This window comes from Acidipropionibacterium jensenii DSM 20535, from assembly GCF_000425285.1.
Classification (GTDB): domain Bacteria; phylum Actinomycetota; class Actinomycetes; order Propionibacteriales; family Propionibacteriaceae; genus Acidipropionibacterium; species Acidipropionibacterium jensenii.
In genome coordinates this window covers 69,490-93,976 of sequence record NZ_AUDD01000010.1, presented here as the reverse complement: position 1 = coordinate 93,976, position 24,487 = coordinate 69,490, and the positions used below count along the sequence as shown (strand labels likewise).

The 24,487-nt window shown below is 67.1% G+C and carries 18 protein-coding genes; 8 read left to right on the top strand and 10 right to left on the bottom strand.

The genetic code is table 11. The features are described 5' to 3' along the window. The 3 genes from H590_RS17320 to H590_RS15665 form a co-directional block, all read right to left on the bottom strand. Positions 1 to 435: a VanZ family protein gene (locus tag H590_RS17320; protein ID WP_051232178.1), complete on the bottom strand. Its 435-nt coding sequence runs from the start codon at positions 433 to 435 to the stop codon at positions 1 to 3. 71 nt (positions 436 to 506) lie between these two features. Beyond that, positions 507 to 1,184: a response regulator gene (locus tag H590_RS0108320; RefSeq protein ID WP_027586530.1), complete on the bottom strand. Its 678-nt coding sequence runs from the start codon at positions 1,182 to 1,184 to the stop codon at positions 507 to 509. Continuing rightward, positions 1,181 to 2,455 carry a sensor histidine kinase gene (locus tag H590_RS15665; RefSeq protein ID WP_425393487.1) on the bottom strand — a complete coding sequence of 425 codons (1,275 nt, stop codon included), beginning with the start codon at positions 2,453 to 2,455 and terminating at the stop codon, positions 1,181 to 1,183. Before H590_RS15665 ends, H590_RS0108320 begins: the two co-directional genes overlap by 4 nt. 253 nt (positions 2,456 to 2,708) lie before the next feature. Here H590_RS15665 and H590_RS0108310 point away from each other — a divergent pair, with 253 nt between their 5' ends. The 7 genes from H590_RS0108310 (at position 2,709) to clpB (ending at position 11,320) form a co-directional block, all read left to right on the top strand. Further along, positions 2,709 to 3,203: a flavin reductase family protein gene (locus H590_RS0108310; RefSeq protein WP_027586531.1), complete on the top strand. Its 495-nt coding sequence runs from the start codon at positions 2,709 to 2,711 to the stop codon at positions 3,201 to 3,203. A gap of 201 nt (positions 3,204 to 3,404) precedes the next feature. Next, positions 3,405 to 4,310, top strand: coding sequence for a fructose bisphosphate aldolase (locus H590_RS0108305; RefSeq protein WP_051232228.1), 906 nt, complete (start codon positions 3,405 to 3,407; stop codon positions 4,308 to 4,310). 114 nt (positions 4,311 to 4,424) lie between these two features. Beyond that, the gene (locus H590_RS0108300) at positions 4,425 to 5,192 is read left to right on the top strand and encodes an HAD-IIB family hydrolase (protein ID WP_036981652.1); all 768 of its coding nucleotides are present in this window, start codon (positions 4,425 to 4,427) and stop codon (positions 5,190 to 5,192) included. Positions 5,193 to 5,331: 139 nt separating this feature from the next. Beyond that, positions 5,332 to 6,249, top strand: coding sequence for a carbohydrate ABC transporter permease (locus H590_RS0108295; RefSeq protein ID WP_126412838.1), 918 nt, complete (start codon positions 5,332 to 5,334; stop codon positions 6,247 to 6,249). Continuing rightward, positions 6,246 to 7,172, top strand: a complete 927-nt coding sequence (locus tag H590_RS0108290; RefSeq protein WP_028703195.1) for a carbohydrate ABC transporter permease — start codon at positions 6,246 to 6,248, stop codon at positions 7,170 to 7,172. The genes H590_RS0108295 and H590_RS0108290 overlap by 4 nt, the downstream gene beginning before the upstream one ends. Before the next feature lie 32 nt (positions 7,173 to 7,204). Next, complete coding sequence (locus H590_RS0108285; RefSeq protein WP_028703194.1) at positions 7,205 to 8,587, top strand: ABC transporter substrate-binding protein; 1,383 nt, start codon at positions 7,205 to 7,207, stop codon at positions 8,585 to 8,587. A gap of 135 nt (positions 8,588 to 8,722) precedes the next feature. Next, on the top strand, positions 8,723 to 11,320 hold the full coding sequence (gene clpB, locus H590_RS0108280) for an ATP-dependent chaperone ClpB (RefSeq protein ID WP_028703193.1): 2,598 nt from the start codon (positions 8,723 to 8,725) through the stop codon (positions 11,318 to 11,320). Between the two features lie 162 nt (positions 11,321 to 11,482). Here the strand turns inward: clpB and H590_RS0108275 are convergent, their stop codons facing one another. The 3 genes from H590_RS0108275 to gad form a co-directional block, all read right to left on the bottom strand. Continuing rightward, positions 11,483 to 12,154: a VIT1/CCC1 transporter family protein gene (locus H590_RS0108275; RefSeq protein WP_232020937.1), complete on the bottom strand. Its 672-nt coding sequence runs from the start codon at positions 12,152 to 12,154 to the stop codon at positions 11,483 to 11,485. A 142-nt stretch (positions 12,155 to 12,296) separates the two neighbouring features. Next, positions 12,297 to 12,683, bottom strand: coding sequence for a YchJ family protein (locus tag H590_RS0108270; RefSeq protein WP_126412839.1), 387 nt, complete (start codon positions 12,681 to 12,683; stop codon positions 12,297 to 12,299). 101 nt (positions 12,684 to 12,784) lie between these two features. Continuing rightward, a complete protein-coding gene (gene gad / locus H590_RS0108265; RefSeq protein ID WP_036981650.1) occupies positions 12,785 to 14,215 on the bottom strand; it encodes a glutamate decarboxylase in 1,431 nt (476 codons plus the stop codon). Between the two features lie 308 nt (positions 14,216 to 14,523). Between gad and H590_RS15660 the strand changes: the two genes are divergently transcribed. Beyond that, positions 14,524 to 16,263: an ATP-binding protein gene (locus tag H590_RS15660; RefSeq protein ID WP_051238318.1), complete on the top strand. Its 1,740-nt coding sequence runs from the start codon at positions 14,524 to 14,526 to the stop codon at positions 16,261 to 16,263. Positions 16,264 to 16,342: 79 nt separating this feature from the next. On the opposite strand, the gene H590_RS0108255 is transcribed toward H590_RS15660, so the two are convergent. The 4 genes from H590_RS0108255 to H590_RS0108240 are packed head-to-tail and all read right to left on the bottom strand — an operon-like array spanning position 16,343 to position 24,412. Next, the gene (locus tag H590_RS0108255; RefSeq protein WP_232020938.1) at positions 16,343 to 19,507 is read right to left on the bottom strand and encodes a type I restriction endonuclease subunit R; all 3,165 of its coding nucleotides are present in this window, start codon (positions 19,505 to 19,507) and stop codon (positions 16,343 to 16,345) included. A gap of 23 nt (positions 19,508 to 19,530) precedes the next feature. Further along, positions 19,531 to 20,736: a restriction endonuclease subunit S gene (locus tag H590_RS17920; RefSeq protein WP_084149372.1), complete on the bottom strand. Its 1,206-nt coding sequence runs from the start codon at positions 20,734 to 20,736 to the stop codon at positions 19,531 to 19,533. After that, positions 20,733 to 22,367, bottom strand: coding sequence for a class I SAM-dependent DNA methyltransferase (locus tag H590_RS15650; RefSeq protein ID WP_036981686.1), 1,635 nt, complete (start codon positions 22,365 to 22,367; stop codon positions 20,733 to 20,735). The genes H590_RS17920 and H590_RS15650 overlap by 4 nt, the downstream gene beginning before the upstream one ends. After that, on the bottom strand, positions 22,367 to 24,412 hold the full coding sequence (locus H590_RS0108240) for a hypothetical protein (protein ID WP_028703188.1): 2,046 nt from the start codon (positions 24,410 to 24,412) through the stop codon (positions 22,367 to 22,369). The genes H590_RS15650 and H590_RS0108240 overlap by 1 nt, the downstream gene beginning before the upstream one ends. Between the last annotated feature and the right edge of the window lie 75 nt (positions 24,413 to 24,487).

The following is a 24,487-nucleotide window of genomic DNA, read 5'->3' as shown; positions in this document are numbered from 1 at the left end:
TCATCCGCCGGAATGGTTCCGCAGGTCCTTCCGCAGGAGGATGCCGGCCACCACCCAGCAGGTGACCGAGCCGATAACCGCCCCGGAGGTGTTGGCGATGACGTCGCGGATGTCGGCCACCCGGTGGGGCAGGAAGAGTCCCTGGACCGACTCGATGATCACCGTCGCGACGAATCCGACCAGGACATTGCGCCACACCGACCGGCGCCACCACCACGCCACCGCGCCGACCGGCAGGAACATCACGATGTTGGCGCTGAACTCCAGGGCCGGCGTGCTGAAGAAGGAGGAGCCCTCGCCGGGATCGGGGTCGAAGACGATGACGCCGATCACCAGGGTGAGGACGATGGTGCAGGTCAGCCGTGCCGCCCGGCTGGCGAACAGCGCCGCAAGAAATCGACCGAGGGCCGTGCCCTGTCGATCGGGCCCGTTCACCGGCCCGGGCTCCGCTTCGGCGTCGCGTCCCCGCCGACCCGGACCACTCATCGAACCGTTCACTGAACCGCTCACCGACCGGGCCTCACGAGGCCGGCGTCATAGGCGGTGATGACCATCTGGACTCGGTCCCGCAGGCCCAGCTTGGCGAGGATGTGGCCGATGTGGGTCTTGACGGTGGTCTCGGCCAGGAAGAGTTTGGCGGCGATCTCGGCATTGGTCAGGCCCGCCCCGACACAGGTGAGCACCTCGCGCTCCCGGTCCGAGAGAGCTTCGATGAGGTCGGGGTCGGTCGGCGAGGGACCGCCGCCGTCGGTGGGCAGGAACCGTTCCAGCAGACGTCGGGTGGCCGAGGGTGCCACGACGGCGTCCCCCGAGGCGACCGACCGGATCCCGGCCAGCAACTCGGCGGGACCGGCGTCCTTCAGCAGGAATCCCGACGCCCCGGCCCGCAGCGCCGAGTGCACGTACTCGTCCAGATCGAAGGTGGTGAGGACCAGAACCCGGGCCTCGGAGCTGCCGGCGATGATCTGGCGGGTGGCCTCCAGACCGTCCATCCGCGGCATCCGGATGTCCATCAGCACGACGTCGGGCTCCAGCTCGGTGGCCATCGCCACGGCCTGGACGCCGTCGGCCGCCTCCCCGACGACCTCCATGTCCGGCTGGGCGTCGAGGACCATCCGGAATCCCACCCGCACCATCTCCTGATCGTCGGCGAGCAGCAGTCGGATGAGCTGGTCCGGGTTCACGGGGTCTCTCCTGGGGTCCGGTGGGTGGGTGTGGACTCGACCGGGATGACGGCGTCCACCTGATATCCGCCGTCCAGCCGGTCCCTGGCCTCCAGCGTGCCACCCCACGCGCTGACCCGCTCGCGCATCCCCACCAGGCCGTGCCCGGCGCCGTCGTCGGTGGCGGCCAGGGAGCCGCGGCCGTCGTCGGTGACCCGGACCTCCACCCGGTCGGGCCGGTGGATGATCTGCACCAGGGCGCTGGCCCCGGGGCCGGCGTGCTTGAGGACATTGGTGAGGGACTCCTGGACCACCCGGTAGCAGGCCAGGTCGGCGCCGGCGGACAGGGCCGGATGGCCGTCGGGGTCCCCGGTCACCTGCAGGGTCACCGGCAGCGCGCCGCGGGTCTCCTCGATCAGCGCGGGCAGGTCCGCCAGCCCCTGGGAGGGGGTCAGATCGGCGGGGCGACCGGAGTCGTCGCGCAGCACCCCGACCAGCCGGCGGGTCTCGGTCAGGGCCGTGCGGGCGGTCTCGGCGATGGTGTCCAGGGCGGTGGCCGAGGATCGCAGGCGCGACTCCGCGTCGCCGGCGTCGTCGTGGTGGGCCAGGTAGGACCCGCCGTCGGCCTGGACGACGATCACCGACAGGGAGTGGGCGACGATGTCGTGCATCTCCCGGGCGATCCGGGTGCGCTCCTCCTGGGTGGCGAGTTTGACCCGCTGGTCACGCTCCCGCTCCAGGTCCTCGGCGCGGCGCCGCAGCTGCTCGAGGTTCAACCGGCGCTCCCGGGCGAACCGTCCGGCGTACCAGGCCATCAGCACCGTGACGGCGCAGCCGATGGTGAGCGCGGTGATGTTGAGGATGAGCTCCTGGCGGCCGTAGGAGCGGAACACATCGTCATTCAACGACCATCTCAAACCGGCTGCCAGACTGCCGGCCAGGGCCAGCCAGAGCCACCACCGGGCGTGACGGGCGTTGCCGTAGGCGATCACCGCGTAGATCACGATCGGCACGGTGACGTTGCCGGCATTGGGGCCGGTGGCGACGACGAGCTGGACCAGGCAGGCCACGGCCACCCCGGCCGCGGCGACGTCGGGTCGGGCCCGCCGCCAGATCAGCGGGACCACGTAGCACAGCCCCCACAGGGCACGTGCCCAGCCGTAGTGGCCACTGATGGTCCCGGCGAGGGCGAACGGGGTGAGCAGCAGGGCCAGCACGGCGTCACCGACCATCGGGTGGCGCCCGATCCAGTTGTGGATTCCGCGAATGCTCAGGCGGCGACGAGTGCTCACCGTTCGAGCCTAGGCAGCCAGGGCGCCCGCGGCATCCTCCTGGGGGAGGATCCGCGCTCTCCCGAGGGAGGGTCCGACCCCTCCCGTGGCGAGGATCCGCCTTCCCCGGCAGCGGAGGACCCATGGCACCGGGGCGCTGAGACGTCGAGATGTCGAGGCGCTGGGGTACCCCGGGACCCCGCAGGTCAGCGGGTAGCGAATCCGGGGGTCCAGGGGCTGGTCAGCGACGTTTCGGCGTGGAACGCTCGGCCTCGTGAGTCATCCGATCCAAGAGTCCGATCTCGCCCAGGAGCTGGCCGGGGTGTTCCGCCAGTACCCGGCGGGTGCGGCCGTGCTCACCGCCCGCGGTGCGGCCGGTCCGGTCGGCATGACGGTGTCCTCGCTGGCCTCGGTCTCGGTGCGCCCGGCGATGGTCTCGCTGTCGATGGGCCATGGTTCGATCACCCTGGCGGCCCTGGAGGAGGGCTCCCGCGTCGTCCTCCATCCGTTGGAGGCCGGCCAGGAGCAGCTGGGCAATGAGTTCGCCCACCACGGCATCTCCGAGTTGAGGACCCGCTGGATGGTCTCCTCCGAGCAGGTGCCCTGTCTGGACGTCCCCACTGCCCGGCTGCACTGCGAGGTCGTCAGGATGGTCGACGTCGGGTCGGCGACCGTGGTCGTCCTGGAGGTCGACCGGATCGAGCCGGGACGCCGTGGCCACGACGCCCTGGTGTGGCTGGGCCGGCGCTGGCGCACGATCCCTCGCTGACGAGCCCTGGACAGTCCTGCGGGGCTACTGGTGGACCCGTGAGGGGTCCGATCGAGGGGTACTCGCACCGGGGGGAACGGTGTCCGGACGGTTTCTGGTGATCCTCGTCTGATCCCTCGAGGATCCGGGTACGGTGGAAACGACCCTCGACGACGAGGCAGTCGCTCCTCGCCGAGGCGAATCGTGTCGAAGGAGATCATCATGACTGTCACCATCAACACCGAACAGCTCGACCGGATGCACTCCGGTCAGGGATTCATCGCCGCCCTGGACCAGTCCGGCGGCTCCACCCCCAAGGCACTGAGGGCCTACGGGATCGGCGAGGACGCCTACGGCGACGACAAGCAGAAGATGTTCGACCTGGTCCACCAGATGAGGACGCGGGTGGTGACCAGCCCGTCCTTCACCAGCGCGCACATCCTGGCCGCGATCCTGTTCGAGATGACCATGGACCGCGAGATCGAGGGGATCCCCACCGCCGACTTCCTGTGGCAGCGCAAGGGGATCGTCCCGATCCTCAAGATTGACAAGGGGCTGACCGACGAGGCCGATCACGTCCGCGTCATGAAGCCCATCCCCGGGCTGGAGGAGACCCTGGCTCGGGCCCGCGAGGAGAAGCACATCTTCGGGACCAAGGAGCGCTCGGTCATCCTGGACGCCGACGAGACCGGTATCCCGCGGATCGTCGACCAGCAGTTCGACCTCGGTGAGAAGGTGCGGGCCGCCGGCCTGGTGCCGATCCTGGAGCCGGAGGTCGACATCCACGCCCCGGCCAAGGAGAAGGCCGAGGACCTGCTGCACGAGCAGCTCCGCAGCCACATCGACGCCCTTCCCGACGACGCCCGGATCATGCTGAAGCTCACCATCCCGAGCCGGACCGACCTGTACGCCGACCTCATCGCTGAGCCCAAGGTGGTGCGCGTCGTCGCGCTGTCGGGCGGCTACTCGCGCACCGAGGCCAATGAGCTGCTGGCCCGCAACCACGGCCTCATCGCGAGTTTCTCCCGGGCTCTGGCCGAGGGCCTGAGTGTCGACCAGTCCCAGCAGGACTTCGACGCCACTCTGGCCTCCTCGATCGCCTCGATCTACCAGGCCTCCATCAGCTGAGCGGTCTCCATCAGTCCCGCCTTCATCAGCTGAGCGGTCTCCATCAGTCGAGTCGTGTCAACCGGTCGAGCGGCTTCCTATAGGTTGTTGGCCGTGACTGCGTCAATACCGCCAATGGTCGCCTTCGATCTGGACGACACCCTCGCGCCCTCCAAGACGCGGCTTCCCGAACCGATGGCCGAGACTCTGGCACGGCTGCTGGAGGCCACCCAGGTGTGCGTGGTCTCCGGCGGCCAGTTCGGCCAGTTCCGCAGTCAGGTCGTCGAACCCCTCGATGAGGTGGGGTCGGCCCGGATGGACCGGCTCCACCTCATGCCGGCCTGCGGCACCCAGTACTACCGGCTGGTCGACGGCCGGTGGGACAGGATCTACCTGGAGGCTCTCACCGACGACGAGAAGTCGCGGGCCACCGAGGCTCTCGAGGGATGCGCCCGCAGGCTCGGCCTGTGGGAGGAGCACACCTGGGGTCCGACGATGGAGGACCGGGAGTCCCAGATCACCTTCTCGGCCCTCGGCCAGGAGGCGCCGGTTCCGGCCAAGCGCGCCTGGGACCCGACCGGTGAGAAAAAGCTGCGGCTGCGCGCCGCGGTGGCCGAACTGCTGCCCGATCTCGAGGTGCGCGCCGGCGGATCCACCTCCGTCGACATCACCCGGGTCGGACGCGACAAGTCCTTCGGAATCGGCGAACTGCTGACGAAGACCGGCCTGAACCGCGAGGACCTGCTGTTCTTCGGCGACCGGCTCGACGTCAACGGCAACGACTACCCCGTCAAGGCGATGGGGGTGCCCTGTGTCTCGGTCACCGGGTGGCAGGACACCGTCGAGAAGCTCGAGGCCCTGCTCGCCGAGGCCGCCGGGGCCGGCCTCCACCAGTCCGCCTGAGGCCCTCAGCCCGGCCTCACCAGCGGGAACACCAAGAATGAACCCGGCGACAACCCTCTCGTAACCTTCGACTCCCCCTCAGGACAACTGGCCTGCCTACCTTTCTGGAGGCAGGTCCGTTGGACCAGGAGGAGTGAGCGTGACGAGTGCAGCACCAACGATCGCACGGCCGAGAGGCCACATCGGTCGGCGACGAATCCATGAGGCGCTGCTCTTCGTGGCCTTCGTCCTGCCCAATGCCGCACTCATCGCCGTGTTCACCTACCGGCCACTGGTGCTCAACATCTGGTACTCGATGCTGGACTGGACTCTCGGCTCCCCGACGGCGAAGTTCATCGGCCTGGGCAACTACCGCGAGTTCTTCAGCCGCGACGCCGGCCAGGTCCTCACCACGACACTGGTCTTCACCGTCGTCACGGTCGGCGGGTCGATGCTCATCGGCCTGGGCCTGGCCGTCGTCCTCAACCGCAGGCTGGTCGGACGCAATGTCGCCCGGGCCACCGTCTTCGCCCCCTACGTCCTGTCGGGGGTCGGCGTCGGACTGGTCTGGACCTTCATCTTCGACCCGGTCGGCGGGGTGCTGGCCGCGGTGCTGCGGAAGTTCGGACAGTCCTCCCCGCAGTGGTTCCTGCAACCGCCGCTGTCCCTGACGATGATCATCATCGTCTACATCTGGAAGAACCTCGGCTACTGCGCGGTGATCTACCTGGCCGCCCTCCAGGCCATCCCCCGCGACCTGCTGGAGGCCGCCGCCCTGGACGGCGCCACCCGCGGCCGCAGCTTCCGGGCGATCATCTGGCCGCTCATCTCGCCGACCACCTTCTTCCTGCTGATGACGACGATCCTGTCCTCACTGCAGTCCTTCGACCTGATCCGCATCATGACGCCGATGGGCCAGGGCACCACCACGCTGATGTACGCCTCCTACCTGCAGGCCTTCGGCGGTTACAACCGGGCCGGCTACTCGGCGGCGATCTCAACCCTTCTGGTCGTCATCCTCCTCATCCTCACCGTCTTCCAGATGAGGTTCCTCGAGCGGAAGGTCTACTACGCATGAGCCTCGCACTGACCCGGACACCGTCCCGGGACGCCGAGGGCACCAGGCGGGCCCACAGCAGGCACCACTCCTCGGTCGACGAGTCGATCGTCGGCCCGGACTCCTGGTCGCGGCGCATTCTCGGCGGCTACCTGCCCCTGGTGATCGCCTGCCTGGTGATCGTCCTGCCGCTGCTGTGGATGGCGCTGAGCTCCCTCAAGACCTCCGGCGAGGTCGTCACCCAGGATCTCGTGCTGTGGCCCCACCACCCGAGCCTGACGGCCTATCTCAACGCCTCGGCGAAGGTCGACTTCCCCCAGCTGTTCCTCAACTCGGTGCTGGTCACCGCGGTCGGCGCGGTGGTCAAGCTCGTCCTGGCGATCACCAGCGCCTACGCCTTCAGCTTCCTGAGGTTCCCGGGACGCCGGTTCATCTTCATCGCGATCCTGGTCGCCCTGATGGTTCCCTCCCAGGTGAGCCTGGTCCCCAACTACATCACCATCGCCGGGCTCGGCGGGGTCAACACCTACTGGGGAATCATCCTGCCCGGCCTGGGCACCGCCTTCGGCACCTTCCTGCTGCGCCAGAACTTCATGTCCCTGCCGATCGACGTCCTGGAGGCCGCCGAGATGGACGGCGCCGGGCACCTCGGCCGGCTGTTCCGGATGGTCGTGCCGATGTCGACGCCGGCGATCGCCACGGTCGGTCTGGTGACCATCGTCGACGAGTGGAACAACTACATCTGGCCGCTGGTCATCACCACCGACGACTCGCGGATGACCCTGCCGGTCGGCCTCACCCTGCTCAAGAACATCGAGGGTGATCCCAGCGCCTACCCGGTGCTGATGGCCGGGGCAGTGGTCGTCATCCTGCCGGTCCTCATCGTCTTCCTCTTCCTCCAGCGATACATCGTCGCTGGTCTCACCCAGGGTGCGGTCAAGTGAGCGCGCCCCACATCCACAAGGAGATCCCTGTCATGCTTCATGACGTGTCCAGCGCCGCCATCTCGCGACGCAGCCTGCTCGGCCTGGCCGGGCTCGGCGCGGGTGCCGCGCTGCTGTCGGCCTGCTCGGGGCCCTCGACGACCTCGGCGGCCGGTTCGGCCTCGGCCGGGGCGACCGGCGGACCCAGCTTCGACGGCGTCACCCCTGCCAAGACCATCTCCTTCTGGTCGAACCACCCCGGCAGCTCCCAGGCCATCACCCAGTCGATCATCAAGAAGTTCAAGGCCCAGTCGGGCATCACGGTGAACCTCGTCACCGCGGGCAGCACCTATGAGGACGTCGCCCAGAAGTTCCAGAGCGCCCAGGCCGGCGGCCAGCTGCCCGACCTGGTGGTGCTGTCGGACGTCTGGTGGTTCCGCTACTACATGCAGGACTCGATCATCCCGCTGGGCAATGTCATCAAGGCCGCAGGCCTCGAGCTGTCGGACTACCGCGACGGCCTGGTCGCCGACTACCAGTACAAGGGCGAGCAGTGGGCGGTGCCGTGGGCCCGCTCCACCCCGCTGTTCTACTACAACAAGAACCACTTCAAGGCCGCCGGACTGCCTGACCGGTCACCGACCAGCTGGGAGGAGTTCGCCACCTGGGCGCCCAAGCTGATGGCGGTCAAGGCCACCACGAAGGCCAAGTACGCCTACGAGATCCCGGCCCTGGCCGGATACGCCGGTTGGACCCTCCAGAACACCCTGTGGGGGTACGGCGGCGGCTGGTCCAAGCGCAACAGCTTCGACATCACCTGCGACTCCCCGGCCACCGTCAAGGCCCTGAACTACTTCGCAGACGCCGTCAACACCTCCAAGTGGGCCGGGGTGGCCAGCACCGCCGCCATCGACGACCTGGCCGCCGGCGCCTGCTCGGCGACCATCGAGTCCACCGGATCGCTGGTCGGCGTCCAGAAGTCCATCGGGTCCCGCTTCCAGGTCGGCGTCGGCTTCCTGCCCGGCGGCCCGGTCTCCACCAAGCCGGTCTGCCCGACCGGCGGCGCCGGGGTCGGCATCCCCAAGGGGATCGACAAGGCCAACCAGCTGGCGGCCGCGAAGTTCATCGCCTTCCTCACCAACCCCGAGAACACCGTGGACTTCTCCTCGGCCACCGGGTACATGCCGGTCCGCAAGTCGGCCGACACCTCCTCGCTGCTCGAGAAGAACGCCCTCATCGGCACCGCGATCAAGCAGCTGGACGTCACCCGCGCCCAGGACTGGGCACGGGTCTTCATGCCCGGCGCCGACCAGGAGATCGCGAAGGCGGTGGCCGGCATCCTCACCCAGAAGGCCGACACCACCGCCACCATGAAGAGCCTGCGGTCCACCCTCGAGGGGATCTACACCAGCCAGGTGAAGCCCCACCTCAACTGACTGCGAGGGGTCCCCGACCCCCGGAATACTCCACGCCTCGGCAGGGTTGAGTCTGTGTCGCTCAAGTATGGCTTGACGTTCAGAATGAACGGGGCATACTTGAGTCAGTAGAACTCAACCCTGCGAGGCACATACATGGATACCAATCTCACCACGATGAGTCGTGACGCGGTCTCGGCCGCCTCGCGGCACGCGTTGGCCCACGGGAATCCCTCCGTGGAGCCCTCTCACCTGCTGCACGCCCTGTTCACCATCCCCGACAACACCGTCGGGCCGCTGGTCAAGGGTCTGAACATCGAACCCGAGGCGATCGACCGGATCGCCACCGAGGCGATGCGCAAACTGCCGTCCTCCTCGGGGGCCTCGGTCTCCCAGCCGCAGCTGTCCGGCGCGCTGGCCCGGGTCATCGCCGACGCCCAGAACCGCGCCCAGGAGATGGGCGACTCCTTCGTCGCCACCGAGCACCTGCTCATCTCGCTGACCACCGTCCCCAGCGACGTCCAGCCGGGACTGACCGAGCTCGGTCTGCGCCCCGACACGCTGACCCGCGCCTTCAACGAGGGCCGCGGCGACCGCCGCGTCACCTCCGAGGAGTCCGAGGGCGGGGAGTCGGCCCTGGCCAAGTACTCCGTGGATCTCACCGAGCGCGCCCGCGCCGGCAAGCTGGATCCCGTCATCGGCCGTGACGCCGAGATCCGACGGGTCATCCAGGTGCTGGCCCGACGCACCAAGAACAACCCCGTGCTGATCGGCGAGCCCGGCGTCGGCAAGACCGCCGTCGTCGAGGGGCTGGCCCAGCGAGTGATTGCGGGCGACGTCCCCGACTCCCTGAAGGGTCGCCGGGTGGTCTCCCTGGATCTCACCTCGATGGTCGCCGGCGCCAAGTACCGCGGCGAGTTCGAGGAGCGCCTCAAGAGCGTCCTCAACGAGATCAAGGAGGCCGAGGGTCAGATCATCACCTTCATCGACGAGCTGCACACCGTGATCGGTGCCGGCGCGACCGGTGAGGGGTCGATGGACGCCGGCAACATGCTCAAGCCGATGCTGGCCCGTGGCGAGCTGAGGATGATCGGCGCGACCACCCTCGACGAGTACCGCGAGCACATCGAGAAGGACCCGGCCTTCGAGCGCCGGTTCCAGCAGGTCTTCGTCGGCGAGCCCTCGGTGGAGGACACCATCGCCATTTTGCGTGGCCTGCGCGAGCGTTACGAGGCGCACCACAAGGTGCGCATCACCGATGGCGCCCTAGTGGCCGCGGCCACCCTGTCGAACCGGTACATCACCGCCCGTCAGCTGCCTGACAAGGCCATCGACCTGATCGACGAGGCCGCCTCTCGACTGCGGATGGAGATCGACTCCTCCCCAGAGGAGATCGACACGCTGCGCCGTGAGGTCGACCGGATGAAGATGGAGATCTTCGCCGTCGAGAAGGAGGAGGATCCCGCCTCCAAGCAGAGGCTGTCGCGTCTGCAGGCCGAGATGGCCGACAAGGAGGAGCAGCTGCGCGGCCTGGAGAGCCGGTGGGAGGCCGAGAAGTCGGGTCTGAACAAGGTCGGCGAGCTCAAGAAGCAGATCGACCAGTTGCGCACCACCGCCGACAAGTTCCAGCGCGAGGGCAACTTCGGCAAAGCCTCGGAGATCCTCTACGGGGAGATCCCTGCTCTGGAGGGCCAGATGGAGGAGGCCAACAAGGCCGAGGAGGAGACGCCGCGAATGGTCTCCGAGGAGGTCTCCTCGACCGATATCGCCGAGGTGGTCTCGGCGTGGACCGGGATTCCGGTGGGCCGGATGATGCAGGGCGAGCAGGAGAAGCTCCTCCAGATGGAGGGACGTCTTCATGAGCGTCTGATCGGCCAGGAGAAGGCCGTCAAGACCGTCTCGGACGCCGTGCGGCGCTCCCGTGCCGGCATCTCGGACCCGAACCGTCCGACCGGATCGTTCCTGTTCCTGGGGCCGACCGGCGTCGGCAAGACGGAGTTGGCCAAGTCGCTGGCCGAGTTCCTGTTCGACGATGAGACCTCGATGGTGCGTATCGACATGAGCGAGTACATGGAGAAGCACTCGGTCTCCAGGCTGGTCGGCGCTCCTCCGGGCTACGTCGGCTACGAGGAGGGTGGCCAGCTCACCGAGGCCGTGCGGCGTCGTCCGTACTCGGTGATCCTGCTCGACGAGGTGGAGAAGGCTCATCGTGACGTCTTCAACATCCTGCTGCAGGTGCTCGACGACGGTCGTCTGACCGATGGTCAGGGCCGCACGGTGGACTTCCGCAACACCATCCTCATCATGACCTCGAACCTGGGTTCGCAGTTCCTCTCGGACCCGAATCTCGACGAGCCCGCCAAGCGGGAGGCCGTGATGGGCGCGGTGCGTGCGCAGTTCCGCCCCGAGTTCCTCAACCGGCTCGACGACATCGTGATGTTCGACCCGTTGACCACCTCGGACCTGAGCCGCATCGTGGACACCAACCTGACCAAGCTCAACGCCCGGCTGGCCGAGCGTCGGATCACCATCGAGCTGAGCCAGGCCGCCAAGGACTGGTTGGCAATGACCGGTTACGACCCGGTCTACGGCGCCCGTCCGCTGCGGCGTCTGATCCAGACCACCGTGGAGGACCAGCTGGCCCGCAAGGTGCTGTCCGGCGAGATCGCCGAGGGCAGCACGGTGCACTTCGACGTCAGCGATTCCGACGACGGTCTGGAGATCGTCTCCCAGCAGCCCGCTGCGGCGGTGTGATCACCGGCTGTGCCACCGGATGTGCCCGGTCCCTCAGGGGGCCGGGCACATCTGCGTCTGCGGGGGCGTGCAGGGCCGGTGGTGTCGGGTCGGTCGCTTGTCGGGGGCAGCGCGGGGACCCGGTCGGGGGAGACGCGGCCACCCACCACCCGCCGACCGGGCTCAGGCCCCGGCCACCGTGCCGAAGAGTCGTCCGACGCCGTAGGTGACGGCCATCGTGAGCAGGCCCATGCCGATATTGCGCAGTACGGCCCGGACCTTGGGGGCCCCGCCCAGGTGAGCGCTCACCAGGCCGGTGATCGCCAGTGCCAGAGCCACTGCCAGCACACAGATCAGGACAGCCTGGGACAGCGGCAGCAGAATCGCGATGAGTGGGATCGCCGCACCGACGCTGAATGACACCAGCGAGGAGACCGCCGCCAGCCAGGGGTTGGTGAGATCGTCGGGGTCGATGCCCAGCTCCGCCTCGGCATGGGCCCGCAGCGGATCGCGGGCGGTGAGGTCCCTGGCCACCAGGGCGGCGACGTCGGGGGTGACGCCGCGGTCGACGTAGATGTCGGTGAGCTCCTTGAGCTCGGTGTCGGGCATCGTGTCGAGTTCCCACTGCTCCTTGGCGAGCAGCGCCCGTTCGGTGTCTCGCTGGGTGCTCACCGACACGTACTCGCCGCCGGCCATCGAGAAGGCGCCGGCCACCAGGGCGGCGATCCCGGCGGTGGCGATGGCGAAGGTCTGGCTGGTGGCGCCGGCCACCCCGATGACCACTCCGGCGGTCGACACGATGCCGTCATTGGCACCGAGCACCCCGGCGCGCAGCCAGTTGAGGCGCTGGTCCACAGAGCCCAGGTGCTGCTCTCCTGAATGGGGGTGTCGCGTGGTTGACCGTCTCAAGGAAGGTTCTCTCTGTCGGGTGGGTGGGGGATCGAGCCACCACTATATCTGCAGCGTCGAGCTCCCGGGCGGCGCTCGGGAGTTCCGCTCAATCGGCCACCAGGTCGCCGTCGACGTAGCACCATCGTCCGGCCCGTCTGGCGAATCGCGCCACCTCGTGCAGGCAGTCCTGCTGGGCCCCGTCGCGGAAGAAGGCCCGGTACTCCACGACTCCGGTGGAGTCCCCGGGCTGGCCGTCCTGGGTGCGCACCACCTCCAGGCCGGTCCACCTGAGCCCGTCGTCGTCGATCAGTTCGGGGCGGGTGCGGGGATGCCAGGTGACATAGAGATGGTTCCAGCGTCCCAGCACATGGGCGGTGTAGCGCGAGCGCATCAGTGCCTCGGCCGAGGACGCTGCGCGGGGATCGTCCAGGACGGGCCCGCAGCACTTGCCGAGAGGCAGCCCGGAACCACAGGGACAGATCGTGGAAGCCATCACGGTCCTATCGTGCCCGCTTCCCTCCGGTGATGCCCGCCGGGCGGCGTCGTCCTACCGGCGTCTCCCTCTTGAGGGGATCCTCCAGAGGGCAGACGCCCTCAGTGGTGGAACTGGGACCGTCGGGCGAACTCGTCGGGCAGCGGGGACTGCAGCGAGTCGAGCTTGTGCACCTCGGCTGTGAGGTCGGTCAGCAGGGCTGTCGCCAGATCGTGGCTCATCCCGAACCTGACGACGATCCGCTGGAGCACGACATCCGACATGGCGTCGGCCATCGGGTAGGCGGGCACCAGCCAGCCCCTCATCCGGAGCCGTTCGGCCAGATCGTACAGACTCCAGTTGTCGGTGTAGCCCTCCTTGAGCACCCATGCGAAGACCGGGATGGTGTCGCCGCGGCTGATGAGCCGGAAGGGGCCGAGCTTCTCGATCGAGCCTGACAGGAAGGTGGCGACGTCGATCGAGTTCTGCTGGACCTCGTGGTAGCCCTCGAAGCCCAGCCGCAGGAACTGGTAGTACTGCAACAGCACCTGGGCTCCGGGCCGTGAGAAGTTGAGCGCCAGGGTGGGCATGTCCCCGCCGAGATAGCTGACGTGGAAGATCAGGCTCTCAGGTATCACCTGGGTGTTGCGCCACACCACCCAGCCGAGGCCGGGGTACACCAGTCCGTACTTGTGCCCCGAGGTCGAGATCGAGTTGACGCGGTCAAGGCTGAAGTCCCACGCCAGGTCGGGCTGGCAGAAGGGCGCCACCATGGCACCCGAGGCCCCGTCTATGTGCATCCTGATGTCCAGCCCGGTGTCGGCCTGGATGGTGTCGAGCTTGTCGGCGATGGCGGCCACGTCGTCATAGAGGCCGGTGAAGGTCTGGCCGAGGATGGCGACGACGCCGATGGTGTTCTCGTCGACGTAGTCCTCCAGGCCGGTGCCGTCGAGCACCAGGTGGTCGGGGGTCACCGGGACGTAGCGGGGTTCGACGTCCCAGTAGTTGCAGAACTTCTCCCAGACGACCTGGACGGCCGCCGACATCACCAGATTGGGCTTGTCGCTGGGCTCTCCGTGAGCCCTGCGCCGCTCCTGCCAGAGCCGCTTGAGTGCCAGCCCGCCCAGCATGCAGGCCTCCGAGGAGCCGATCGTGGAGGTGCCGAGGGTGTCGTCGATGTCGGGCACGTGCCACAGGTCGGCGAGGATCCGCCAGCAGCGCTCCTCGATGGCGGAGGTCGCCGGGTACTCGTCCTTGTCGATCATGTTCTTGTCGGCGGACTCGAGGTACAGCTTCTTGGCGTAGTCGTCCATCCAGGTGGTGACAAAGGTGGCCAGGTTCAGCCGCGAGTTGCCGTCCAGAATCGATTCGTCGTGGACGATCTGGTAGGCGGTCTCGGGCTCGCTCATCGAGTCGGGGAGTGTGAACTTCGGCAGATCGGTCGCCTCGCCGGGTCTGACGAAGATCGGGCTGAGGCTGAGGTTCGGATCGACGTTCGTGGAGTGATGCGGCTTGGAGAGCCGGGCCTTCCGGGGATGTCGAGGGCTCGTCATGGTCACTCCTCGTCAGGGGCTGCGCTGTCCTGGTCACAGTAACTCTCGGTCCGGCCTCCCGAGGCCGAACTGAGGGTAGGGCCGAACGGTTCCCCGGACCTGACCTGTCGTCCATCCCTCCTCAGGCGGCGGCCCTGGGTGGGCGGCGACCGTCGCCTCCCCGAACCCATCTCGCTGGCCGGATCGGCGAGGATCTGCCTGCATCCGGCCCTCTTTCTGTCCTCCACTCAAGTTCTCACTATCTAGAGTGATGGTGTCACTGAGATACAGTGAGGCCCTCACTTGTCTACAGTCAGGATCAACTGACCATGGGTTTGGACATTGCCGCCCGGATAGCGCGACTTCGCTCACTGGGCTCCGACGAGGGAACGACCGAGGTCAAGAGCGCCGTCGGGAAGCTGCCCAAGCGAGTGTGGGAGGCGGTGAGCGCGTTCGCCAACTCCGGAGGAGGCCTCGTACTCCTCGGCCTGGACGAGCAGACCGGGTTTGCGCTGGCTCCGGGATTCGATCCGCAACCCATCTTGGACGCACTCAGCGACGGCCTCAATGCGACACCAGGCCATGGCACGAAAGTCACGCCGGTGCCACCCACTGAGGTGGAGCAGCTGGAGTTCGAGGGAGGGGTTGTTGTTGCACTTACGGTGCGACCACTGGTGGCGATTCCTGCGCCGTGCTTTGTGACGGATCAGGGCTTGGAGAATGGCGCCTATCGGCGTTGGGATGACCAGGACATCCACTTGTCCACCTATGCGATCTACCTGCTTCGGCATCGCCACGAACAACTGGGGACCGACCGTGAAGCGGTTGCTGCCGCGACTGTCCAGGACTTGGATCCGCATCTTCTGGATCGCATGATTGCCCGACTTCGCAAACAGGGATCTCGCGTGTTGACGGGAACCACCGACACACTCAGCCAGTTACGACGTCTCAATGTCGTTGACCAGGCCGGCCGCCCCACGCTCGCCGGCCTTCTGAGCGTTGGGACCTACCCGCAACAGTTCTTCCCCCAGCTGTTCATTGATGTGGCGGTGCACCCGGGTACCGCCAAGGGAGCCCAGCCGGGCAGCACCCGGTTCTTGGATCGGAAGGTGTGCGAGGGGCCTATTCCGGTCGCGGTCGATCAGGCAGTGCGAGCCGTCGCTCGCAACCTGCGTACGGCTCGCGTCGTGGAGGGTTCCCGCGGCACCGATGTGCTGGAGATTCCCGAGGAGGTGCTCCGTGAGGCGATCGTCAACGCGGCGACGCATCGCGACTACAGCTCCCATGTGCTGGGCCAGCAGGTGGCCGTCGACGTGTATCCGGACAGAGTGGAGATCATCAGTCCGGGTGGATTCTGGGGAAGTGTGTCGAGGGAGAACATCGGTGAAGGTGTGTCGTGTTCACGAAATGACTGCTTGGCGAAGCTGCTGACCCAGGTTCCGCTGCCTGACAGCGACGCGATGGTCTGTGAGAACCTGGGCTCAGGGGTGCCGCTCATGATCGGGGCCATGCGGTCACGGGGCCTCCCCATCCCAGCCTTCGACAGCAGCGCCGACAAGGTGAAAGTTGTTCTGCATCGGTTCGGCCTTCTGACACCCGAGACGCGTGAATGGCTCCATTCGCTGGGGGGGGCCACGCGCATCACGCCACGCCAGGAGATCGCGCTCGTGCTCACCCGCACTCAGGGAAATGTCACCCCTCATGACTTGCGGGAGCAGGCTGCAGTCGACTCTGACGATGCGCGGAACGATCTGGAGCGGTTGGTCGACCTCGGATTGCTCACCGAGACAGGCATCGAGACTTACGAGTTGCCGAGGGAACTTGACGCGGCGGTGCTGACTCCCGTCCAGCGTGACGTTCTGACTGCCGTGGATGCAGGGACTGCGAGGAACATTCAGGAGCTGGCCCGGAGAACCCACCGATCGGCAAACGCGCTTCGCCCGGTACTGCGCGACCTCGTGGCCCGGGGCCTCGTGATTGCGACAGCGCCCCCGACCAGTCGGAATCGCGCCTACTTGAGAGCTGTCGACGAGTCAGCGCATCCGGACAGTCCCCAACTGCCGCTGTAGACCAGTCGCTGGCAATCCACTCGATGTGGGTGCGTGCCGCTCATCTCAATGCCGGCCACATGAGTGACGGCCAATCCCCTTATGCAGCGCTCTGGTAGCCGGGAGCCAGCTCCTCCATCTGCTCGATGACCCGGGTGACGGCCTCGGGCTGCTTGTCCGGGGGGTACTTGTACTTGCGCAGAAGTCGTCTCACCGCGGCGCGCAGGGAGGCCTTGACGTCGTCGCGGACCTTCCAGTCGGTGCGGGTGTCGCGGCGCATCACGGCCACCAGTTCGCGGGCCATCTCGGCCAGGACGCCGTCGCCCAGCAGCTGGACTGCCGAGTCGTTCTGGCTCACGGCGTCATAGAAGGCCAACTCGTCGCGGTTCAGTGGTGGGGAGAAGCGCTTGCCCCGGTCGGCCTCGGCCTGGACCTCCCCGGCGACCGAGATCAACTCGGCGAGCACCTGGGCGGCGGTGAGCTGCTGGTTGGTGTAGCGCAGCATGAGGTCGGAGATCCGTTGGCTGAAGGCCGTCCGCCGGGCGATATTGCTGGCGGTGGCGGCCCGCGACTCGGTGATGAGCATGTCGCGCAGCGCCTCGATGGCCAGGTGCGGGGTCGCGCTCTGACTCAGTGCCTCGGCATCGCCAGGCTTCAGCGAGCGCAGATCGGGGCGGTCCAGGCCCACCTCGGAGTAGATATCGGTCACCCCGCCGGCCTCGGTGGCCTCGGCCACCAGGCCGCGCAGCATCCGCTGCACCTCCTCGGGGATCGGCCGGCCGTTGGCCTCCCGCTCCTTGGCGTCGAACTTGGCCATCCACCCGCGGACCTGCTCGTAGAAGGCGATCTCGTGGCGCAGACCGGCCAGCGTCGCATCCCCGGAGGACAGCGCCCACATCCGGCTCAGCTGTCCCGACAGCATCCGGAACCGGTCCTTGAGTGACTCCTGGCCCTCGGCCACCCGGTTGCCAGGGGTGTGGGGGGAGCGCAGATAGTCCACCGCCATCTGCACCGCGTGACGGCTCGCGCCCTGTCCGCCACCCTCGAGGACCGGCCGCCAGCCGCAGCCGGAGAGCAACCCCCGCAGCGCCTCGGTCAGTCGGCGGGTGGCAGCAGCCGCCTCCGCGATGTCGCGCCCGGTCTCCTCGGCACGGGCACCACCCTGGGTGTACTCCGCCAGGGCCGCTTTGAGGTTGGCGTCCAACGGGGCGTAGGCCACCAGCAGCCCGTCCTGCTTGCCGCGGAAGGTCCGGTTCACCCGCGCCAGGGCCTGCATCAGCTGGGCCCCCTTGAGGGGCCGGTCGAGGTACATGGTGTGCCACGGTGGGGCGTCGAATCCGGTGAGCATCATGTCCTTGACGATCACCAGTTCGAGCTCGTCGTCGATGTCCTTGAGGCGGTTCTTGATGATCTTGTTCGCCGACTCGGTGCGCACGTGGTTGCTGATCGGCGGGCGGTCGGATGCCGATCCGGAGTACACCACCTTGATGACACCGCGGGTGTCGTCGTCGGAGTGCCATTGCGGCCGCAGCGCCACGATCTGGTCGTAGAGCCTGGCTGCGATCTCCCGCGTGCTGCACACGATGATCCCCTTGCCATGGGGAGTCGCATCTGTCTCCCCGTCGACCGGCTGGAGGGTGGGAGTCACCAGCTTCTGCCGGTTCTCCCAGTGGGAGACGATATCGGCGGCCAGCGCGTGGAGCCGCGCGGGGGCGCCGTAGATGGCGTTGATGACGGCGACCGCCTGCTCGATGCGCTGGCGTTCGGAGTCGTCGAGGCCGGCGGTCTGCTCGTCGGCGGCGGCGTCGATCTGCTCGGCGGTGAGGTCGCTGGACAGCCGCACCTTGACCAGTCGCGGCTCGTAGTGAACGGGCACGGTGGCACCGTCGGCGACGGCCCGGTCGAGGTCGTAGATGTCGATGTAGTCGCCGAACACCGCGCGGGTGTTGCGGTCGGCCTCGTTGAGCGGGGTGCCGGTGAAGGCGATCAGAGTGGCATTGGGCAGCGCGTCCTTGAGGTAGCGGGCGTAGCCGTCTAGGTCGTCGTAGTGGCTGCGGTGGGCCTCGTCGACGATGACGATGACATTGTGCCGGTCGGTGAGCAGCGGGTGGTCGGCGCCCGACTCGCGCTCCTGGCCGGTGCGGCCGAACTTCTGCAGGGTGGTGAAGATGATCCCGCCGGAGTTCTTGGAGGACAGTTCCTGGCGCAGCTCCCAGCGGGTAGTGATCTGGAGGGGCGCCTCGGGCAGCAGGGTGGACCTGGCGAATCCCTCGTAGAGCTGCCCGTCGAGCTCGTTGCGGTCGGTGATGAGGACGATCGTCGGGTTGTGCAGCACCGGATGGGTCATCACCAGGTTGGTGTAGAACTCCATCTCCAGGGACTTGCCCGATCCCTGGGTGTGCCACACCACCCCGGCCTTCCCGTCGGAGTCGACGGCGGTCAGGGTATGGGCGAGGGCCTTGCGGACTGCGAAGTACTGGTGGGGTTTGGCGATCAGCTTGGTGGGCCTGTCCCCGTGCTCGAAGGTGACGAAGTGCTTGACGACGTCGATGAAATGTCGTTGGTCGAACAATCCGTAGGTGAGCGGCTCGAGTTCCTCGGTGGGCGGTGGGGAGAGCGGGACGCCCTGCTCGTCGACAGTCCACGGGCTGAAGTGGTTGTAGGGGGTGAAGGGTGTGCCGTACTTGGCGCTGATCCCGTCGGAGATGACGGTGGCGACCACGGTGCGAAAAGCGGTGGGGAACTCGTCGAGGTAGGTGGCGAGCTGACTGTGGGCCTTGGAGATGGTGGCCCGGGTGCTGCCGGCATCCTTGAGCTCGACGATCACCAGGGGAAGGCCGTTGACGTAGAGCACGACGTCGAAGCGGCGGTGGTGGCCGGACTGGCGGATGGTCACCTGTTGGATCGCGCGGAAGACATTGCGCTCGGGGTCGTCGGCCAGCAGCTGGATGGTCGGGGTCTGCTCGACGCCGTTGAGGTCGAGGTAGCTCAGCCCCCGGAAGCCGTGGACCAGGAAGGTGTGGAAGCGCTCGTTCTCGGCGATGGCATCCTGGGACGCCGGTGCGCAGATCATCGCGGCCGCCTCGGCCAGGTGGTTGGCCGGGACCTCGGGGTTCAGGCCTCGCAGGACTGTCAGGAAGTCGTCATGGAGGATGAGGTCTGACTCGGACTGGCGCTGCGCGGCGATCTCGGATCCCTTGCCGGGTTGCCAGCCGATCTGCCCGAGCCAGTCGAGCATGTCGGCCTCCCAGTCGTCCTCATGCATGAGTGACCTGCCGGCAGGTGACATCAGAGCACTTCCTCTACATGTGTCTCGGCATCCTTGACGCGGATGGTCCCGTCCATGAGAGCGGGGAGGAGAGTGTCACGAAGTGAGGCGAGAGTCCGGGATTCTGCACTCAGAATCTCGGCGTGCTGGAAGCAAGACCTCGCCAGATCGCCAAACTGTCGCATAGCCGCACGATCAGAGGTCAAGTGAATCGGAACTTTGGCGACATCCTGCGCCTTGACTCGCTGTCGACCCGATGTCCCCGTCATTCGTCGGATCGCCTCTGCTCTGAATGTTGCGTCGGTCGCGATGAAGTAGCTCACTTCGAGAGGGTACGGTTCTATACTGCGCAAAACGATGTACTCGGTGGATCCAATCCCGATTTCACCCTCGGCCAGACTTCCAACGAATGCAGTCTTGCCGTTCTCCAGACATGGAGTGATCCTGGCGAGAAGTGTGTCTCCGTTCGTGAAGCGAACTCCGCCCTTCGGGGTATCCCGAGTGAACTCGGGAATAGTGATTCCAGGGGTCGGGAGAGCCTGCATGGGGATCAATGGCGCTGGATCCTTTGGTGCTGGACGTTTCGGGTTCAGCTGGACGATGCTGTCAAGCGGACTGGTTGGAAGATCATTGCTTGCGAGATCTCGATCGAAGATAGCGCGCAGGTAGGACTCGGCGGTAGTGACGAGCTTGCGGTTGGCGGCGATCTTGTCGTCCAGCGCCCCCAACACCTCCGCAATGGCTTGCTGGACACAGATCGGTCGAATTGGCAGCTTGACCTGACGTAGGGCAGACTGCCTGATTCCAAGCACGGTTGTACCAGTCGCGCGGCTCTGGATATCGTTCGAAACTCGAGATGATTGTAGCGCATAGTAAAGGTATCGGGAGTCAAGGTGTCCGCTCCGGCCTCGAAGAGCGAACAGGCGCTGACCTAGTACAAGCGGTGAGTTTGTGTCGACCTGAGCGACCCTTCCAAGTGGTGCCTCGCTGGTGAGGATTACATCCCCTTTTTGAAGTGGTTCTGGCATCCATTTCTGATATGTCTCATCATTCACGAATCTCGCGTCGGTAAGGTCGATTAGGCCATCCTTCACCAACATTGCAGAGGCGACAGGGATTCCATAAGGTACGAATTCAGAGCCGAGCTTTTTTGGAGTCATACCACGATGGTCCAGTATGACTGACACGGCCGCCTCCAAAGGCTCCCAGTCAACGGCGACGCTCATGCGAGATTCTCTAAGGCTCGATGGACGCGGTTCTGTAAAAGTGATGACTCGGCGAATTGCGCATTGAGCTCACTTGTTAGCCTCGCGATCTTCTCGTCCAAGGGCTCGGCATCCTTGGGCGCCTCGGCCATCCCGACGTAACGCCCCGGCGTCAAGGCATAGCCGGCGGCCTTGATCTCGGCGGTGCTCACGGACTTGCAGAATCCCGCGACATCCTCGTACTCCGCGCCGGCCGCGGTGACTTCGGCATCCTCCTCGACGGTGACATCCGCAGTCGACACCGCCAGCTGCTCCATCCCTCGCCAGGCGTGGACGGTGTCGGCGATCCTCTGGATCTCCTCGGCCCTCAGCCCCCGCTGGGCCCGGGTGATCATGTAGCCCATCTCACGGGCGTCGATGAACAGCACCTGGCCGCGTCGATCCACCGACCCGCCAGGACCCACCCCCTTGTCGCGGGCAAAGAACCACAGGCAGGCCGGGATCCCGGTCGAGCGGAACAGCTTGTCGGGAAGCGCCACCATCGCCGCCACTATGTCGTGCTCCACGAACTGCGCCCGGATGTCGCCCTCGCCATTCGACGAGGAGGTCATCGACCCATTGGCCATCACCACTCCGGCAGTCCCGCCTGGCGCCAACTTCGACAGGATGTGCTGCATCCACGCGTAGTTGGCGTTCTTGGCCGGCGGTACCCCGTAGACCCAGCGCGGATCGGACTCCCGCCGGTTCCAGTCCTTGATGTTGAACGGCGGGTTGGCCATCACGAAGTCCATCTGCACATCAGAGTGATAGTCCAGCGCGAAGGTGTCCCCCCACCGTGGGCCCAGATTGCCGCCCAGACCGTGAATGGCCAGGTTCATCTTCGCCATCCGCCAGGTCGACTCGTTGAGCTCCTGGCCGTATACCGCGAGATTCGTCGGATCGGCATCGTGGGCCTCCAGGAACTTCTCGGCCTGGACGAACATCCCGCCCGACCCGCAGCACGGGTCGTAGACCCGCCCCGTTTTCGGCTGCAGCACCTCGACGATGATCCGCACCACCGAGGCCGGGGTGTAGAACTCGCCACCGCGATGTCCCTCCGACAGGGCGAAATTGGCCAGGAAGTACTCGTAGACCTCGCCCAGCAGATCCCTGGCCTTGGCGGCCCCCTGCCCGGAGAACTGCACCGAGTTCAGCAGGTCCATCAGCTCGGCCAGTCGACGCTGATCCACATTGTTGCCGTTGAACAACCTCGGCAGGGTGCCCGCCAGTGACGGGTTGTCGCGCATCAGTAGATCCATCGCCTCATTGATCCGCTGGCCGATGGTGCTCCCCTCGGTGACCTTCGCATCGGCCACCAGAGCCGCCCAGCGGGCATCGGGATCCACCCAGAAGGCGCCCGAGGCGTACTCGTCGCGATCCTCCAGGGTCTCGGCGACGTCCTCCTCGTCCAGACCCTCGGCCCGGGCCTGCTCGGCGATCTGGTCGCGCTTCTCCTGGAAGGCGTCGGAGACGTACTTGAGGAAGATCAGCCCCAGCACGACGTCCTTGTACTGGGCGGCGCTCATCGAGCCGCGCAGCTTGTCGGCGGCCTTCCACAAGGTGTCCTTGAGCTCCTTGCGGGTCGACGGGGTCGTCACGGATCGCTCTGCCATCACTGGCCTTTCTCATCGACAGGGGCTGGCTCGGGGTGCGTGCAGTCCGCTGCCGCGAACCTCACCGCACCCGACGTCACTGATCGGGTGGCCAGACGCCGCAGCTCGCCGATCTGCGCCAACCGAGTGCGGGTCTGATCCTCCCACGCCTGTATCCGGGTCATGACGTCCTCCACCTCACGGCGGCTCCCCGAGACCAGCGGCACCTGCCATGACCGCCACTTGCCGATCCCGGTGCCAGGTCTCAGCTCATTGATGGTGGCCGCGATCGCTCGCGGGGAGCAGGACGCTGTCGGCGAGACCCGCAGGATCCGGGCCGGATAGGCCACCACCGAGCCTCCACCGGCGTCCACCACGGCATGCGGGGTCCCGGTCGAGGTGAAGACGAGGTCGTCGGGCGCGGTGAGGGCCGCCCCCGGGATGGCGGTGGTCAACGCGAGCAGGTCGACGCCGGCAGGCAGGTGAGTGGCCACGGCCTCGGCGGTCCACATCTGGAGCGTCCCGGCCGGGAGTCGGGGGAGCCGGTAACCGGAGATGATGCGGACCAGCCGCTTGCGGGCCAGGTCTCCCAGGGTGGCAGACAGCGCCGACCCGTGACCGCCCCCTCCGGCGTCCGAGGCCTCGGGCCTCAGCCCCGACAGCGGATCGGGCATCGGCTCGGCGAGAAGCGCCAGCAGCTCGGCCATCCGCGCGGCGTCGTCGGCCGCTGAGACGGGCAATGGGTCGGCGGGGGAGACGTCCAGGGCCACCAGGGACTGCGACAACGCGATGACCTTGGCGGCCTCGGCCCGGTGCAGGATCGAGAAGGCGCGCTGCCGTTCGGACCTGGCGACCGCGACCACGTCATCCAGCAGCTGCTGACTGGTCGCCGCATCCAGGCTGCGCCCCGACAGATCCCCGGCCCACAGGTGACGGGAGTCGCCCTCCGCCAGCAGCCACAGGGCCAGGTGCTCCCCGCCGCCTCCTCGCAGCAGCCCTGCCGGCAGGCGTACCGCGGCTCGCACCAGACCGCGGCGCAGGAAGGCGTCGCGTTGACCCACCAGGGCGTCCGGCAGTTCGTCGATGAGGATCGAGGCCGGGCCGAGGACCAGGGCGGTGGTGCCGGGGCCCATCTGGAGGGTGAGGTCGTCGATGAGGCCAAACGCCTCGGCGGTGGCGGGAGCGGCCTGGACAGAATCAGTGTGGGCGGAGTCGGTGTGGTCGGGATCGGACTGGGCCGGATCGGCGCGGGCGGGATCGGTGTGGTCGGGGACTCGTGCCAGGATCACCGACCCGGCGGGTAGATCCCAGTCGTCCTCCATGGCCACCGTGCCGACCTCGCAGCGATGAACCCGGTAACGGCGCAACGTTGCGCGCAGCGGCGTCCGCCGGGCAGTGGCCCGGTCGGAGGGCAGGTCACGGGCCAGCAGGATGGCCGGCGGCGTCAACGACTCGTCCGCGGCCAGCCTCAGTGCGGTGCCGGTCGCGGTGCCGGCGACGTCCACCAACTTGCTGTCCTCGCCCAACAGCGCTGCGGTGAGCTCGGCCAGGAGGTCGACCAGCGGTGCGGTGAGGCCGGAGGGGTCCGGATCGGCGGCCAGGAGCTGCTCGTAGGCCTCCGCGGGGGAGTAGGAGTTGTCGGCCACGGCGTCGGCGGTGCGGGCGAGCCGCTCGACGTCGGCCCCCTCCACCTCGGAGAACAGCCACTCGTCGTCAGGATCGAGGGCCTCCACATCGTCGAGCAGGTCCTCGACGTCGGTCTCGGCCAGGGCGTCGGCACCCAGCACCGCCCTTGCCGCCAGCAGGGTGAGCAGGTCTCCGCGGTCTGCCGGGTCGGTGGCCGAACTCGAGGCAACGGTGAGATCCGACGTCAGCTCCGGATCGGGATTGTTGCCGCGGCCGGTCGCCGACAGGTAGGTGAGGACATCCCCGGCGCTGAACCGGCCGTCGGCCCGCGGGGTGGGGAAGGGGGCGCCCGGGACGGCGCGCTGGCGCCACATGGAGACGACCGGACGCTGAACGTGCGCCAGCCGAGCGATGTCGGCCATCGACAGTGTGGCGGCCATGGCGTCTCCTCTCAGTGGTGATGCTGGCACTCTACGCAAGCAGTCCGACAGGAATTAGCAGGTATCTGATAAGTG

Excerpts from the sequence above, each read along its gene's own strand:
- H590_RS0108305 (WP_051232228.1), top strand. The coding sequence starts at position 3,405 with ATGACTGTCACCATCAACACCGAACAGCTCGACCGGATGCACTCCGGT.
- H590_RS0108300 (WP_036981652.1), top strand. The coding sequence starts at position 4,425 with ATGGTCGCCTTCGATCTGGACGACACCCTCGCGCCCTCCAAGACGCGG.
- H590_RS0108290 (WP_028703195.1), top strand. The coding sequence starts at position 6,246 with ATGAGCCTCGCACTGACCCGGACACCGTCCCGGGACGCCGAGGGCACC.
- H590_RS0108285 (WP_028703194.1), top strand. The coding sequence starts at position 7,205 with ATGCTTCATGACGTGTCCAGCGCCGCCATCTCGCGACGCAGCCTGCTC.
- clpB (WP_028703193.1), top strand. The coding sequence starts at position 8,723 with ATGGATACCAATCTCACCACGATGAGTCGTGACGCGGTCTCGGCCGCC.
- H590_RS0108270 (WP_126412839.1), bottom strand. The coding sequence starts at position 12,683 with ATGGCTTCCACGATCTGTCCCTGTGGTTCCGGGCTGCCTCTCGGCAAG.
- gad (WP_036981650.1), bottom strand. The coding sequence starts at position 14,215 with ATGACGAGCCCTCGACATCCCCGGAAGGCCCGGCTCTCCAAGCCGCAT.
- H590_RS15660 (WP_051238318.1), top strand. The coding sequence starts at position 14,524 with ATGGGTTTGGACATTGCCGCCCGGATAGCGCGACTTCGCTCACTGGGC.
- H590_RS0108255 (WP_232020938.1), bottom strand. The coding sequence starts at position 19,507 with ATGCATGAGGACGACTGGGAGGCCGACATGCTCGACTGGCTCGGGCAG.
- H590_RS17920 (WP_084149372.1), bottom strand. The coding sequence starts at position 20,736 with ATGAGCGTCGCCGTTGACTGGGAGCCTTTGGAGGCGGCCGTGTCAGTC.
- H590_RS15650 (WP_036981686.1), bottom strand. The coding sequence starts at position 22,367 with ATGGCAGAGCGATCCGTGACGACCCCGTCGACCCGCAAGGAGCTCAAG.
- H590_RS0108240 (WP_028703188.1), bottom strand. The coding sequence starts at position 24,412 with ATGGCCGCCACACTGTCGATGGCCGACATCGCTCGGCTGGCGCACGTT.